Raw genomic sequence first — 14,715 nt, 5'->3', positions numbered from 1 at the left:
CTCGGACCATACTTCAGGCATGACGGCGACCTGGGACGACACTGTGTACGACGCCATTGTGCTGGCCGGCGGTGCCGCGAGGCGGCTCGGGGGAGCGGACAAGCCCGCGCTGAGCGTGGGCGGGCGAACGCTCCTCGACCGGGTGCTCGCGGCCTGCCGAGGCGCGGGCCGGACCGTCGTCGTAGGGGATCGCAGGCCCACCACGCGCCCCGTCGTCTGGGCACTTGAGGACCCGCCGGGCGGCGGCCCGGTCGCCGCGCTGGACGCCGGGACCCGGCAGATCGGGCCGGAGGCCGGAGCCGTACTCGTCCTCTCGGCCGATCTGCCCTTCCTCGACGGGCGGACCGTGCGCCGACTGCTCGAAACCCTCCACGCGAGCGGGCGCGAGGCGGCGCTGCTCATCGACGCCGACGGGCGTGAGCAGCCGCTGGTGGCCGCGTACCGGACCGAGCCGCTCCGACGTGAAATCGCCCTTCTCGCCACCGAGTACGGGAGCCTCGGCGGGCTGCCGCTGCGGCTGCTGACCCAGGAACTGGACCTGGTCCCGGTCGGTGCGGAAACGTTTGCCTCCTTCGACTGCGACACCTGGGACGACATCGCCGCTGCGCGGGCCCGCATCAGGGAGCATGGGAACGTGCTGGATGAATGGATCACCTCGGTGAAGGACGAACTAGGCATCGACCTGGACGTCGACACCAAGCTGCTGCTCGACCTGGCCCGCGACGCCGCTCATGGTGTGGCCCGCCCCGCCGCGCCGCTCACCACGTTCCTGGTGGGATACGCGGCCGCCTCGGCGCGCGAAGGCGGCCCCGAAGCGGTCGCGGAAGCCGCCCGCAAGGCCACCGCGCTCGCCCTTCGCTGGGCCGAGGAATCCACGGACGCCGAGGAATCCGAGGAGGCGGCGGTGACCGAACAGGCCCCGCCCGAGGAGGGCGGGCCCGAGGGGACCGGTACGAGATGAGCGGTCAGCAGCGTGAACCGGGCACCACGCCCGGCACCGCACCCCGTACCGGAACCGGCGCCGACCGGGAGCAGGCGGCCGCCTCCGACGACGGCTTCGAGGACGCACTCGCGCTGGTGGGCCGCCGGCCCTGGCAGGAGACCCCTTCCGGTCACCGGTCCCCCACCGCCATGGACCCCCGGCCCTCCGCCCGTCACGCCCCCGATACGACCACCTCCGCCACCGGTTCCGGCACCGTCTCCGCCCCTGCCCCCGAGCGTCACCGCGCGACCCCGTGGCCCGAGGCACGGGCCCTGGCAGCGCGCCTCGGACGTGGCGCACCGCCGCGTGCCCACACGGTGACGCTGGACCGGTCCCTCGGCCATGTGCTGGCCGAGCCGCTCACCGCGCTCTGCGATCTGCCGCCCTTCGACACCTCCGCCATGGACGGCTGGGCCGTCGCCGGCCCCGGCCCCTGGACCGTCGAAGGCGACGGCTCGATCCTCGCCGGGCGCGGCGACGCCCCGCCACTGCGGGACGGCACGGCGGTACGGATCGCCACGGGCGCCCGTACCCCGCCCGAGGCCACCGCGGTGATCCGCAGCGAACACGCCCGGACCGACGGGGCCCAGCGGCTGCTGTACGCCGAGCGCGCGGTGACTCCCGGACAGGACATCCGGCCACGCGGCCAGGAGTGCCGCTCCGGCGACCGGCTTCTGCCCGCCGCCGCGCTGGTGACCCCGGCCGTTCTGGGGCTCGCGGCGGCGGCGGGGTACGACGCACTGGCCGTCGTACCCCAGCCGCGTGTGGAGGTCCTGGTCCTCGGCGATGAACTGCTCACCGGGGGACTACCCCACGACGGCCTCATCCGTGACGCCCTCGGGCCGATGATCGGTCCCTGGCTTCACGCGCTCGGCGTCGAGGTCATCGAAGTCCGGCGGCTCGGCGACGATGTCGGAGCCCTGCACCGGGCCGTCATCGGGTCGGACGCCGACCTCGTCCTCACCACCGGGGGCACGGCGGCGGGACCCGTCGACCATGTTCACACCGTGCTCCGGAAGGCGGGCGCCGAACTGCTGGTCGACGGAGTCGCCGTACGGCCCGGTCATCCGATGCTGCTGGCGAGGCTGCCCGCCCGCGGTGACGCCGACGACGGCTCGCGGGCCGGATACCTGGTGGGGCTGCCCGGCAATCCGCTCGCGGCCGTATCGGGGCTGCTCACCCTTGCCGAGCCGCTGCTGCGGGGGCTCGCGGGCCGGTCGGCTCCGGCCCCCTACCGCGCGCCCGTGTCCGAGGAGGTGCTGGGACATCCGTACGACACCCGCCTGGTGCCGTTCGCTCACCGCGCCGACAGCCTGCTGCCGCTGCGCTACAACGGTCCCGCGATGCTGCGGGGCATCGCCGCCGCCGACGGGCTGGCGGTCGTGCCGCCGGGCGGTGCGCGGCCCGGCGACGAACTGGAGTTTCTCGATCTGCCGTGGACGCCCGGGGCGGCGGACTTCGACCGCTGAAGGCCGACCGGCTGCCCACCCGCTGCCCACCCGCTGCCCACCGCTGTCGGTCTGCTGCCCGCCGACCGCTGGCGACCTGCCGACCTGCCGACCTGCCGACGTGCCGACGTGCCGACGTGCCGACGTGCCGACGTGCTGGCTGGCCGACTTCCGATCTCGTGGCAGAGAGCCAAGGAGGGTGACGGAGGGTGTTTCACGTGAAACACCCTCCGTGCGGCCGGGTCGGCTCACCCGTCCGGCCGCACCGCCATGGCTCAGTGAGCCGGCTCTTCCCGCCTGATGGTGATCAGCCGATCCTCGAACTGAAGAGTCGCGCACTCCGGGTCGGTGTAGTCCATCATCTTCTTCCGCCGCACCACCGCCACCACCAGGTCCGGGCACTCACGCGGTGACTTTCCGACCTCTTCCTTGGTCACGGCACGCTCCGTGAGACTCAGACCCCTGCCATGGGTCATCAGGTCTTCGAGTGCGTCGGCGAGATGGGGGCTGGCCGTCGAGACGCCCAGCAGCCGGCCCGCCGAACTGGAGCTGGTGACGACCGTGTCGGCGCCGCTCTGCTTCAGCAGCGGTACGTTTTCGTCCTCCCGGACCGCGACGACGATGGCGGCGCGCTTGTTGAGCTGCCGCGCGGTGAGGGTGACCAGAGTCGCCGTGTCGTCGCGCTGCGGGGCGATGATCACCCGTGCCGCGGTCTGGATCTCGGCCTTGAGGAGCGTACGGGAGCGGGTGGCGTCCCCGAGGACGGCGACCAGTCCATCGGCGCTGGCGGCGTCCACCTCCTTCTGCTGGGGGTCCACCACGACGATCTTGTCCTTGGTGATGCCCTGGCCCCGCAGAGTCTCGATGGCGTGCCGCCCCTTGGTTCCGTAACCGACGATCACGATGTGGTCCCGCATACGGGAGCGCCAGCGGTGGACACGGACCTGCTGGCGGGTGCGCTCGGTGAGAACTTCGAGGGTGGTGCCGACCAGGATGATCAGGAACACCACCCGCAGGGGCGTGATGACGAAGATGTTCGTCAGCCTCGCGGCGTCGCTGACCGGGGCGATATCGCCGTAGCCGGTGGTGGAGAGGGTGACGGTCGTGTAGTAGGCCGCGTCCAGGAGGTCGACCTCTCCGCCCGCGTTGTCGCGGTACCCGGTCCGGTCCAGCCAGACGAGCAGCGTGGTGACCGACAGCACCAGCAAGGCCATGGCCAGCCTCCGCAGCACCTGCTGAAGGGGCGGTACGGCGGCCTGCGCCGGCATGGTGATGGACCGTCCGGCCTCCGCGTCGTCCTTGGCCTCACTGTGGGAGCGGTACCAGAGAGACCGCAGGATCGAGAACTTCCCCGCCTTGAACGGCGGTCGTCCCTCGTCCTTCATCGCAAGTCCCCTCCGGCGTTGGCCCAATCGGTCGACATCAGTGACCATGGTCGCGGATCTTGTCCCCGAGTGGGGGAGAAGCGCCGACACGTGTCCGTCACGGCGCGCGGTCGGTACGGTCGGGAGCGTGGACGTGGGCACAGGATGCGCGCGCAGAGGCGTTGGAGGCTGGCTTGCGTGATCACACCATCATCGTCGGTTTCGGAACGAAAGGCCGTTCCGCGATCCAGACGTTGACCGCCACGGGGCTGAGGAAGGACCAGATCATCGTCATCGACCCCAGTGCCAAGGTCGTCGAGAGCGCGATCGCCGACGGGCTCGCGGGGGTGGCCGGCGATGCCACCCGAAGCGATGTGCTGATACGTGCGGAGGTGCAGCGGGCCCGTCAGATCGTCATCGCGACACAGCGGGACGACACGGCCGTGCTGGTCACGCTCACGGCGCGTCAGCTCAACCGGGACGTGAAGATCGTGGCGGCGGTGCGTGAGGAGGAGAACGCGCCGCTGCTGCGGCAGTCGGGCGCGGACGCGGTCATCACCAGCGCCAGCGCGGCGGGGCGCCTGATGGGGCTGTCCGTGCTCAGCCCCAGCGCGGGAGCGGTGATGGAAGACCTGATCCAGCAGGGCAGCGGGCTCGATCTCATCGAACGACCGGTCATAAAGGCCGAGGTGGGACGCGATGTCCGGGACACGGACGATCTGGTGGTGAGTGTGCTGAGGGGCCATCGGCTGATCGGCTACGACGACCCCGCCGCCAGCCCGCTGCAGTTGATGGACCGTCTGATCACCATCGTGAGGGTGGACGAGAGCGTCCCGTCCGACGGTGAGGAAGAACGGTGAGAAAGAGGCGAGAGGGGGAGGCCGTGGCGTCCGGCAGTACGGCGTCGGGCGACGGAGTGGAGTAGGGCGGGGCGTCATGCCCCAAGGGTCCGTTCGGCACGGCCGGGGGTAGCCTCGCGCCCATGCATGCGATCACGATTCCCGAGCCCGGTGGCCCCGAGGCGCTTGTGTGGGCCGAAGTGCCCGATCCCGTACCCGGCGAGGGCGAGGTCCTCGTCGACGTCACGGCGAGCGCGGTCAACCGGGCGGATCTGCTTCAGCGACAGGGTTTCTACGATCCGCCGCCGGGCGCCTCTCCGTATCCGGGTCTTGAATGCTCCGGCCGTATCGCCGCTCTCGGGACGGGGGTTCCGGGATGGGCCGTCGGGGACGAGGTGTGCGCGCTGCTCGCCGGCGGCGGTTACGCGGAGAAGGTGGTGGTTCCCGTAGGGCAGCTGCTGCCGGTTCCTCAGGGGCTGGACACGGTCACGGCGGCGGCGCTGCCCGAGGTCGCGGCCACGGTCTGGTCGAACGTGTTCATGATCGCGCACCTCCGGCCGGGCGAGACGGTGCTGATCCACGGAGGTGCGAGCGGCATCGGCACGATGGCGATCCAGCTGGCCAAGGCGGTGGGCGCACGGGTGGCCGTCACCGCGGGCGGGCCCGAGAAACTCGCCCGCTGCGCCGAGCTGGGCGCGGACATTCTGATCGACTACCGGCAGCAGGACTTCGTGGAGGAGCTGCGGAAGGCGACGGACGGTGATGGGGCGGACGTCATTCTCGACATCGTCGGCGCGAAGTACCTGGACCGGAATGTGCGGGCTCTCGCGGTGAACGGCCGGCTCGCGGTGATCGGCCTGCAGGGCGGGGTCAAGGGCGAGCTGAATCTTGCGACCCTGCTGGGCAAGCGGGCGGCGGTGACCGCTACGTCTCTCCGGGGACGCCCCCTGGGCGAGAAGGCGTCGATCGTGGCGGCGGTCCGGGAGCATGTGTGGCCGCTGATCGAGAGCGGCCGGGTGCGGGCGGTGGTGGACCGCGAGATTCCCTTGCGGGAGGCGGCGGAGGGGCACAGAGTGCTGGAATCGGGCGGCAACGTCGGCAAGGTCCTGTTGCGAGCGAGCTGACGGCCCGCGCGCCCCGGCCGCGCCCGCCCGGCCTCTTCCGCCCCGGGCCCTTCTGTCCTGGCCCCGGGCCCTTCGCTCCTGGCCCTCCTGCACGCCGGAGCCTCACGGGGGCTTGCCCGCCCGGCCCTGCCGGTCTCGCGGCTCGGACCCTCGCTGCGGGGCCCAAACCCTGCGGGCCGGCTCCGGGCCGCAGCCGGCTCTTGGACACGGTCCGGGTGGGCACCGGCCGGCCCGTGGCCGTCTCTCCCGACCCTCGGTATGGCAGCGGCACCGGGACCCCCGCCCCGGTCCTGCCTCCCCGCGGGTCCGCCGACAGTCCTGATTCCGTGCCGGGAGCCGACAGCGGGTCCGGCTAGGGGTACGGCTACAGGTACGGGCCCGAGCGGACCGGGCCGTGCTGAGGGTCGGCGTCATCGTGGGAGACGCCCGGAGGAAGCGCCCGGCGCATCTGCTCCAGCTGGGCACGGGCGGCCATCTGCTGGGCGAAAAGTGCCGTCTGGATCCCGTGGAAGAGGCCCTCGAGCCAGCCGACCAGCTGAGCCTGGGCGATACGGAGCTCGGCCTCGGAGGGGACCGCTTCATCCGTGAAGGGAAGGGAGAGGCGCTCCAGCTCCTCGACCAGCTCCGGAGCGAGGCCGTCCTCCAGCTCCTTGACCGAGCTGGCGTGGATCTCCTTGAGCCGGACACGGCTCGCCTCGTCCAGCGGAGCCGCCCTGACCTCCTCCAGCAGTTGCTTGATCATGCTGCCGATGCGCATGACCTTCGCGGGCTGCTCGACCATCTCCGTCACCGGGATCTCGCGCGACTCGTCATGGTCGTCGACGTCGCCGCCGCCGAGTGCCATCCCGTCCTGTCCCACGACCAGAACATGGGGGCTCTCCTGCGATCGTTCATTCCTCGGCATCTCCATGCCGCCATTCTCTCGCACACTTGCGTCATCACGCGGTGTGCCCCCGTACCAGAGTGATCACTCTCGTACGGGGGCGGAGAAACCGCAGGTGTCCGTGTGTCCGTGTGTCCGTGTGTCCGGTTATGAAGCCACGCGATTTACGAGGCCGCGCGACGGGCCAGCGCTCCCCGTGACCGGGTCAGCAGGGCCGCGAGCAGCGTCGCGCCCAGCGGGACCGCGATCAGCAGACCCACCAGGGTCGGCCACGGCATGATGATCGGGATGAACGGTTTCACGCCCTGGTAACCGGCGTCGAGGGATTCCTGGTACATCGCCTCCCGGTCGCGCCGCTCGGCGAGCAGCAGCCCGATCGACGGCAGCACTCCCGCCGCCGAGCCGAGGACCACACCCATCAGGGCCACCACACCGCACTGGAACCCGCTGAGTGTCCTGCGTACCCTCGGCGGGGCGCCTACGGCGGCCAGGGTCTTCAGGTCGGCCTCGGCATCGGCCTGGGCGAGTCCGGTGGCGATTCCGGCCGCACCGATGGTGATCAGCCCGGCGAAGACGGCCAGCGCCAGCAGGACGATATCGGTCTGGGCGACATAGCCCTCTTCGATGTGCGCGCTGATGTCTTCGCTGATCTTCGCCAGCTCACCCTCCAGCTGCTGACGTTCCTTGCTGGTCGGCATCTGGTCCGTCGAGAAGTACGCTCCGAACGGGACCGTGGTCAGACCCGCCGCCTTCGCCGCCGCGGGCGGCAGGATCGTCGTGGTGCCGTACGACTTCACTCCTTCGGGCATCTGGTGCACGGCGAAGGACTTGGTGATCCCCTGCGGCTCCTTGCCCTCGTCCCACGCCTTGTCGGCCGCTTCGGTGTCGGTGATCACCAGGATGTCGAGCTTGCCCTGGGCGTTGACGTTGCGCTTGTCGAACGAGACCACCTTCCCGTCCGAGAGCGCCTTCGCCGCCGCCGGGTCGTTGATGCCGAGAACCTTCAGCAGCTTCGCGTCACCGACCAGCACAGTGGTGCCGTAGTAGCTGTCGTCGCTCTTGCAGCGCCAGTCCTTGGCGAGCTTGCGCCGCTCGGCGACGGTGTAGTCGGCCGCCGGGTCGTCGTCGCCGCCCCTGGCGTGGAGCGGACAGCGGTTGGCGGGAGGGACGACCACTTCGTAGCGTCCGCAGCCCTTGCTGCCGTCCCAGAGCGAGCAGTTGGCCTTGCCGACCGTGATCCGGTCCACATCGGCCCGTACATCGACGGGCAGCATCCTCTGCACGGTGGTGCGGACGGCGGGGATGTCCCGGCCGCTCTGCTCGTCCATGACCAGGACCGAGCCATGCGGCAGCCGGGCCGAGTACTGGGCCTCGGACTGTGCGTCCATGCTCGCGGCGTAGGTCGCCACCGCCACCGTGCCGGCCACGGCGGCCAGCACCGCGGCCACCGCGGGGGCCGTACGGCCCCGATTGCGTACCGCGTCACGCAGCGCGAGCCGCGGGGAGAGCGGCAGGAAGCGTCCCAGCCGGCCGAACAGGCCGACCAGGGCGGGGGTGAGGGCGACCACACCCAGTTCGGCGATCGCGGCGCCCGCCCCGACCAGGAAGATCTGCTCCAGCACCAGCGAACCGGCGAGCGCGATGGTCGCACCGAGCGCGACGGCGATCAGTCCGATCACCGGCAGCACCCGGTTGCTCTTACGGACGCCCCGGCGGCCGGTGAGCGAGGCCAGCACGGGCTGGCGGGATGAGGTGATGGCGGGAACCAGCGCCGCCATCGCGCCGGTGAAGACGGCGAGCGCCGCGATTCCGAGCAGTTCCAGCGGCCGGATGTCGATGCCGCCGAACCGCTGGCCGACCCAGTCCTCCAGTAGAGGCTGGAGCGCGAAGGTCAGCAGCAGCCCGAGAACCGTCCCGATGACCGCCGCGGCCACACCGATCACCAGGCCGCCGGCGAGGACGATATTGCGGATATGGCGACGGTCTCCGCCGTTCGCGCCGACCAGACCGAGCTGTCGGCGTGAGCGCCGGGCGCCGACCGCGAAGGCGGGCCCTGCCAGGAGACAGATCTCCAGAATGGCGAGGCCGACGACGGTGGCGACCGCGGCGAGAGCGGCGATGTCGGCCGCGTCCGAGCCGCCCATCCGCCAGTCGCCCCAGTCGGGCCGCTGGAAGAGCGGGACCTCGGAGTCGGCGGGCGGGTTGAGCATGACGGCGCGTGACTCGACCGTCGCTCCCTTGGCGTTGACCTCCTTGACCATGTTCCACGTGAAACCACCCGAGACCTTCACCAGATAGGTGGTGCCGGCCTCCGTGGTGGGCAGATCCTGCTTCGCCAGCGCCTTGTCGAGCGGCGCGAGGAACGCGCCCGGGAGCGCGTTGACCTGGCTGCTCTCGAGCTCGTCGGGAAGCTCGTAGGAACCGACGATCGTGTACGCACGGTCGAGATGGCGGGCGGTGAGACGGGATCCGACGCTCAGGCCGCTCTTCTCCAGGAAGTGCGTGGTAGCGGCGACCTCGTCGTTCTTCTGCGGGAAGCGGCCCTTCTTGAGGGTCATGATGCCCTTGGCCATCGGATCCGCGGCCTTCAGCTCCCGGATATCGGCTCTCAGCAGACCGTGTTCCGTATTGAGCCTTCCCGAGCCGACCGAATCGCTCAGGGACTTGGCGCCCGCGGGGACCAGCTTGGCCAGATCGACCTTGCCCTCGGGTATCGGCTTGTTCTCGAAGTCGTCCACGGTCATGTTGGTGCTGAAGTCGGGCGCCTGATGTACCGCCGCGCCACCTGTGCCAGGGTTGTGCAGCCGGGCGTCCGCGGCCCCCAGTTTGCGCTCCAGCTTCTGCTCGGTGGAGAGTTCGGCGCTGCGCAGGGTCACATCCGCGGCGCTGACACCGAGGATGGGGAGGGCGATCATCGAAAGAACGAGGAAGCTCCGGCCCTTCGCACGCCATGCGTCACGGCGGGCGATCCGCAGCGCGGCCACCCAGGAGTGGTACCAGGTCTTCACAGCTCTGCCGCCTGGCCGGACAGGAGCGAGGCGGCCTCACTGCGGACGGTCTGGTCGACGACGGCGCCGTCGCGGAGGAAGACCACCCGGTCCGCCCAGGCCGCGAAGCGGGGTTCATGGGTGACGAGTACACCGGCGGCACCCGCGTCACAGCGCGAACGCAGCAGGGCGAGCACGGATTCGCCGGTCTCGGAGTCCAGCGCTCCGGTCGGCTCGTCGGCGAGGACGAGACGCCGGTCGCCCACCAGGGCGCGGGCGATGGCGACCCGCTGCTGCTGGCCGCCGGACATCTCGTCGGGGAAGCGGTCCGCGAGATGACCAAGCTCCATCTCCTCCAGCGCGGCCACGGCCTCCACACGGGCCTTGCGCGAGGAGGTGCCGTCCAGTTCACGCGGGAGCGAGATGTTCTCGGCGGCGGTCAGCGCCGGGATGAGGTTGTAGTCCTGGAAGACATAGCCGATGCTGCGGCGGCGCAGGGCGGCGAGCGTCTTGGCGCCGGCGGTGGTGATGTCGGTGTTCTCGACGATCACCCGGCCCGAGGTGGGCATGTCAAGGCCCCCCGCGATGGTGAGCAGCGTGGACTTTCCGGAGCCGGACGGGCCCATGACGGCGACGAGTTCGCCGGGGAAGACATCGAGGTTGATGCCGCGCAGGGCGTGCACCTCGGTGGCGCCGCTGCCGTGGACACGGGACAGCTGCTGGAGCTGAAGCACCGGTCGCTGTGAGCCTTGTCCTCCCTGCGTCCGCTGTGCCTGCTGATTTTTCTGATTCTGCTGTGACTTCTGAGGTTCGTAATTGGACATGGGTCGGTTCCCCCTCGGGTGGACAGGATGAGCGGAAGGCTCGTTGGGAGCGGCGGAGCCTTGGGGCGGTGGGCTCGAAGCGTGGGGTCCCGGTCCCGGTCCCGGTACTCGGGTTCTCGGCGGTCGCGCTCTGTGTGCGAGCGCTTGGTCTTCGGGACTGCGGGTCTTCGGGACTGCGGGACTGCGGAATTTCGGGCCCGTGGGGTGCTGTGCGGCGGACGTGTCAGCCCGTGGACTGCTCGGGAGTGCCGTTCCGTCCCTGGGAAGAGGTCGGCTGAACGGGACGCCTGAGCAGTGGGGTGGCCGTCGAAGTCTCTGCCGCTCTCCGATCGGCCGTGGCGGAGAGCCTGATCAGCCGGGATTCGCAGTGGTCGAGCCAGCGAGCCTCCGCCTCGGTCTGGAAGATCAGCTGTTCCAGCACGAGCAGCCAGGCGATGTCGTCGCCCTCTCGGGAGTTCTTGCTCTCCAGGGCGGCGAGCGCCTGTGCCTTGAGCCGGGTGTAGTCCTGCATCGCTTTCACCGTGTGATGACGCTGGGACTGGATCACGGCACGGATGTCCACACCGGGTGCGCCGATCGCCATGGCCAGTTTGATGGCCAACTCGTCGCGGGGCGGACTGCTGCGATCCACGGGGGCCTCGAACCAGGTCTTCAGCTCGGTCCGCCCGGATTCGGTGATGACGTACAGGGCATGGCCCGCTCCGTCCTCACCGTCCTGGGCGACCATGCCGTCGCGCTCAAGGCGGCTGAGGGTCGTGTAGACCTGGCCGACGTTGAGCGGCCAGGTCGATCCCGTGCGCGACTCGAACTCCGTACGGAGTTGAGAGCCGTAGCGAGGGCCGTGCTCGAGGAGGGCGAGAAGCCCGTGACGGATGGACATACTCGGTATGTATACCGGGTATGTTGAGCCGGGCCAACCGTCGTTCGGCGTACTTGCGGGGTCCGTCCTGAGGATGACGGGGCGGGGACGTGAGGGGGACGTGAGGGGGCGCGGAGCGGGATTCCGCCCTCAGCGACGCCTCATGCGGACGGCGAGAAAGCCGATTCCTAGGCCCATGAGAGCCATTCCGGCGCCGAGGGGGATGGGGGAGACCTGATGTCCGACGGGCTCCGGGGCGGCCTGCGCGGGCCGCTGACGTGCGACGGCGGGAGCGTCAGGGGTCGGCGAGGTCTCCGGGAACTCCATGGCCTCCGCGTCGTCGTCGGCCTCCGCCTCGGGGTGATCGTCCTCCACGAGGTCGTCCTCCATGAGAGGGGCTTCCGGGTCATGGGGCCAGTCGCGGGAGAGGGGTATGGAGGAGGATTCGGACGCCGAAGCGGACGGGGAAGCGGGACTGGACTGTGACACAGGGGCGCTCGCGGAGAGTGGATCCCCCGGCTCCTCCGGTCCATCGGGGCTCTCGTCCGCCGGGGGACGTCCGGGGCGCGGCCGTCCTTCGCCCTCGGGGCGGCCCGCGAGCGACGGCGAAGCGGTGGGGCGGACGGTCTGTCCCGCGGTCGGTGCGGGGGCGGGTGCGGGGGCGGTGGCGGAGGCGGTGGCTCCGGGGGGTACGGGTGCCGGGGTGGGCGCCGGGGCGGTGGACTCCTCCGCGTGGGCGAGGGGTGCGGCCAGGACGACGAGCGACGCGACTGCGACCGCGCACTGGGTGCGGAGCCTGGAGATCACCGGGAACCCCCTCCCGTGCCGAGCGGCTGGATGATGGACTCAGCGTCACATGATGTGATGAATCCGGCATCTCGGACGGATAAGTCGCGGGGGGCGGGGGCGCGGGGCGCGCGGTGGTGCGGGTGGTACGGGTGGTGCGGGCACTTGTCCGGTGCGGGTTGCCTGCTGCCGCCAGTGGTACGGGCGCTCGTGCGGTGCGGGTTACCCGCTGCCGCAAGGGGCGCGGGCACTTGTTGCGTGCGGGTTGCCTGCGGGCGCAAGTGGTGCGGGTGCTTGTTCGGTGCGGGTTGCTTGCTGCCGCAGGGGGTGTGGGGGCTTGTTCGGTGCGGGTTCGGGGGTCCTCCGGGCTCGACTCCTCGGGGTCGGCGGCGTACAGGTGTCTTGTATGGGAGCCCGGGTTTTGCCGCCGATCCCCTGCGGGGACGACCCTGCACACCCCCTACCGGAGGCGGCAAGAACGGCCCGCCCTCGGGGTTCGCCGGGGTCGCGAAGCTCGAGTCCCTCGGGGTGCGTGGTATCGCAGGGGGCGCGGGGGCTCGTGGGATGCGGGGTGCCCGCCTCGCAAGTGGGGCGGGCGCTGGCCCGGTGCGGGTTGCTTGCTGCCGTAGGGGGCGTGGGGCGCTCTCGGGGGCGTCAGCCGGACTTGCCCGTGGAGATTTCCAGCTCGAACTCCTGGTTCTTCGGCACGACGGACGACCCCTGGCTCGGGAACTGCTTCACCACCGCGTCCTTCGGGTACTGCGGGTTGTCGACCTCGACGACCTTCCACTTCCAGCCGGCGGCGCGGAGGCACTCCTTCACGGACAGGATGTCCTTGTAGAGGAGGTCCGGTGCGTAGACCTTCGACGGATCGGTGCCGTCCTCCATCGCGTCGCTGCACTTGGTCGATTCGATCCGGCGGGTGCGGTCCGGCGGGATGACCTCGCCGGAGCCCGTCGACACGGTGGGGCTGGGGTCGCCGCCCGCGCTGTCGTCGGAGGTCCTGTCCGAGAACACCTTGATGAGACCCGCGACCACCAACAGGCCCAGCACCGAGCAGACGACGATCAGCCAGGTCTTGCCCCGGCCGCCGCCCCCGTTCGGGCCCGGCTGCTGCGGCGAGACGGTGTACGGGGTCGGGCCCGTGGGCACCGTCTGGGCCTGGTAACCCTGCGGTACGGCGGCGACGGGCGGATAGCCGTAGTGAGGCGTCCCGGCCTGCCCCCCGACCGGAGGCGGGGTCGGCGCTCCGTACGGACCCGGCTGCTGGTAGGGCGTCTGCACGCCCTGTACCGGGGCCGGCGGCGACTGGTCCAGCGGCGGGAAGACCGACGCCGCCACACCCGAGCCGCTCGCCGCCTGCTGGCCGCCGATGATCAGCGGCGCGGCCGTCTGACCCGCGCTCGCGACCCGCATGCACTCGTCTCGCATCGCGGACGCGTTCGGAAACCGCTCGTTCGGGTTCTTCCTCAGAGCCCGAGCGACCAGCGCGTCCATGGCGGGGGTGACGGACCGGTTGATCGACGACGGAGCGACCGGTTCCTCCTGCACATGCGCGTACGCGATCGCCAGCGGGGAATCCGCGTCGAACGGCAGCCGTCCCGTCAGCAGCTGGAAGAGCATGATGCCGACCGAGTACAGATCGGACCGGGCGTCCACGCCCCGGCCGAGCGCCTGCTCCGGCGACAGATACTGGGGAGTGCCGACCACCATGCCGGTCTGGGTCATCGAGGTGACGCCCGACTGCATGGCCCGCGCGATGCCGAAGTCCATCACCTTCACGACGCCGCGCCTGGTCATCATCACATTGCCGGGTTTGATGTCCCGGTGGACCAGTCCGACCTCATGGCTGGTGTCCAGCGCGGCCAGCACATCGGCCGTCACCTTCAGCGCCTTGTCGGCGGGCATCGCGCCGAACTGCTCCACATCCGCCTGGAGCACGGCGCCGAGCGGCCGGCCCTCCACGTACTCCATGACGATGTACGGCATCATCGAGCCGTCCAGCTCGTCCTCGCCGGTGTCGAAGACCGACACGATGTTGGTGTGCGACAGCTTGGCGACGGCCTGCGCCTCGCGTCGGAACCGCTCGCGGAACGACTGCTCGCGCCCCAGTTCCGTATGGAGCGTCTTGATGGCGACCTGCCGGTCGAGCGAGGAGTCGTACGCCAGGTAGACGGAGGCCATCCCGCCCTCGCCGAGCAGGCCGCGAAGCTGATACCGGCCACCTGCCACCGAACCGCCCGCATGGCGACCCCGCGCGCCGTCCTGGCTCATGACTCTGCCATCCCCCTCGGCGCGGTGACCGGCGCCAACTTGCGAGAACACCGGCGGCGCGCGATGATCCGCGTTCCGTTTTACCCGGCAAGTCTGCCCGAGGCGTCTGACACGTCAAGCCGAGTGCCCGTTCCGTGACCGTACGCACCGGAGGAGTCCGGAACCGTTACGGGAACGGCATGGAAGGGATGTGGCCGTGCGCACAAGGTGTCGGCAGACCCGTCCATCCCGGACGGCCCTGTCGTATGAAGGCTGTAGCGTGAGGGAACGGAACGAATCTCGGCGCGGTACACCGATCCATGGATCCGTGGCTCGGTGTGGTGCGGACGTTCCACGGATGCACCG

General features: G+C 70.6%; 10 protein-coding genes and 1 pseudogene. 4 read left to right on the top strand and 7 right to left on the bottom strand.

Annotated features, from left to right (window positions below; translation table 11 throughout):
- Nucleotides 1-19 precede the first annotated feature (19 nt).
- Both ACWEFL_RS21855 and ACWEFL_RS21850 read left to right on the top strand, forming a co-directional pair.
- Nucleotides 20-961: an NTP transferase domain-containing protein gene (locus ACWEFL_RS21855; protein WP_451715116.1), complete on the top strand. Its 942-nt coding sequence runs from the start codon at nt 20-22 to the stop codon at nt 959-961.
- Nucleotides 958-2,451: a molybdopterin molybdotransferase MoeA gene (locus ACWEFL_RS21850; protein WP_451715114.1), complete on the top strand. Its 1,494-nt coding sequence runs from the start codon at nt 958-960 to the stop codon at nt 2,449-2,451. The genes ACWEFL_RS21855 and ACWEFL_RS21850 overlap by 4 nt, the downstream gene beginning before the upstream one ends.
- A gap of 254 nt (nt 2,452-2,705) precedes the next feature.
- On the opposite strand, the gene ACWEFL_RS21845 is transcribed toward ACWEFL_RS21850, so the two are convergent.
- Nucleotides 2,706-3,815, bottom strand: coding sequence for a potassium channel family protein (locus ACWEFL_RS21845; protein WP_451715112.1), 1,110 nt, complete (start codon nt 3,813-3,815; stop codon nt 2,706-2,708).
- Between the two features lie 170 nt (nt 3,816-3,985).
- Here ACWEFL_RS21845 and ACWEFL_RS21840 point away from each other — a divergent pair.
- Both ACWEFL_RS21840 and ACWEFL_RS21835 read left to right on the top strand, forming a co-directional pair.
- Nucleotides 3,986-4,654 (top strand): annotated as a pseudogene (locus ACWEFL_RS21840) (potassium channel family protein); the annotation flags it as partial.
- A gap of 122 nt (nt 4,655-4,776) precedes the next feature.
- Nucleotides 4,777-5,757, top strand: coding sequence for an NAD(P)H-quinone oxidoreductase (locus ACWEFL_RS21835; protein WP_451715109.1), 981 nt, complete (start codon nt 4,777-4,779; stop codon nt 5,755-5,757).
- Between the two features lie 364 nt (nt 5,758-6,121).
- On the opposite strand, the gene ACWEFL_RS21830 is transcribed toward ACWEFL_RS21835, so the two are convergent.
- The 6 genes from ACWEFL_RS21830 to ACWEFL_RS21805 all read right to left on the bottom strand — a co-directional run bounded on the left by ACWEFL_RS21830 (nt 6,122) and on the right by ACWEFL_RS21805 (nt 14,370).
- Complete coding sequence (locus tag ACWEFL_RS21830) at nt 6,122-6,667, bottom strand: bacterial proteasome activator family protein (protein ID WP_451715106.1); 546 nt, start codon at nt 6,665-6,667, stop codon at nt 6,122-6,124.
- A 137-nt stretch (nt 6,668-6,804) separates the two neighbouring features.
- Nucleotides 6,805-9,648 (bottom strand): FtsX-like permease family protein, encoded by a 2,844-nt coding sequence (locus tag ACWEFL_RS21825; protein ID WP_451715104.1) that lies wholly within the window; start codon nt 9,646-9,648, stop codon nt 6,805-6,807.
- On the bottom strand, nt 9,645-10,361 hold the full coding sequence (locus ACWEFL_RS21820; protein WP_451715258.1) for an ABC transporter ATP-binding protein: 717 nt from the start codon (nt 10,359-10,361) through the stop codon (nt 9,645-9,647). The genes ACWEFL_RS21825 and ACWEFL_RS21820 overlap by 4 nt, the downstream gene beginning before the upstream one ends.
- 313 nt (nt 10,362-10,674) lie before the next feature.
- A complete protein-coding gene (locus ACWEFL_RS21815; RefSeq protein ID WP_451715101.1) occupies nt 10,675-11,331 on the bottom strand; it encodes a PadR family transcriptional regulator in 657 nt (218 codons plus the stop codon).
- Between the two features lie 129 nt (nt 11,332-11,460).
- Nucleotides 11,461-12,117, bottom strand: a complete 657-nt coding sequence (locus ACWEFL_RS21810; RefSeq protein ID WP_451715098.1) for a hypothetical protein — start codon at nt 12,115-12,117, stop codon at nt 11,461-11,463.
- A gap of 633 nt (nt 12,118-12,750) precedes the next feature.
- Nucleotides 12,751-14,370, bottom strand: coding sequence for a protein kinase domain-containing protein (locus ACWEFL_RS21805; RefSeq protein WP_451715095.1), 1,620 nt, complete (start codon nt 14,368-14,370; stop codon nt 12,751-12,753).
- Nucleotides 14,371-14,715: the final 345 nt, after the last annotated feature.

It is taken from the genome of Streptomyces sp. NPDC004838, from assembly GCF_053600955.1.
The sequence above is the reverse complement of the archived record's forward strand: the minus strand, read 5'-3'. Positions and strand labels throughout refer to the sequence as shown.

Excerpts from the sequence above, each read along its gene's own strand:
- ACWEFL_RS21805 (WP_451715095.1), bottom strand. The coding sequence starts at position 14,370 with ATGAGCCAGGACGGCGCGCGGGGTCGCCATGCGGGCGGTTCGGTGGCA.
- ACWEFL_RS21830 (WP_451715106.1), bottom strand. The coding sequence starts at position 6,667 with ATGGAGATGCCGAGGAATGAACGATCGCAGGAGAGCCCCCATGTTCTG.
- ACWEFL_RS21855 (WP_451715116.1), top strand. The coding sequence starts at position 20 with ATGACGGCGACCTGGGACGACACTGTGTACGACGCCATTGTGCTGGCC.
- ACWEFL_RS21845 (WP_451715112.1), bottom strand. The coding sequence starts at position 3,815 with ATGAAGGACGAGGGACGACCGCCGTTCAAGGCGGGGAAGTTCTCGATC.
- ACWEFL_RS21850 (WP_451715114.1), top strand. The coding sequence starts at position 958 with ATGAGCGGTCAGCAGCGTGAACCGGGCACCACGCCCGGCACCGCACCC.
- ACWEFL_RS21815 (WP_451715101.1), bottom strand. The coding sequence starts at position 11,331 with ATGTCCATCCGTCACGGGCTTCTCGCCCTCCTCGAGCACGGCCCTCGC.
- ACWEFL_RS21835 (WP_451715109.1), top strand. The coding sequence starts at position 4,777 with ATGCATGCGATCACGATTCCCGAGCCCGGTGGCCCCGAGGCGCTTGTG.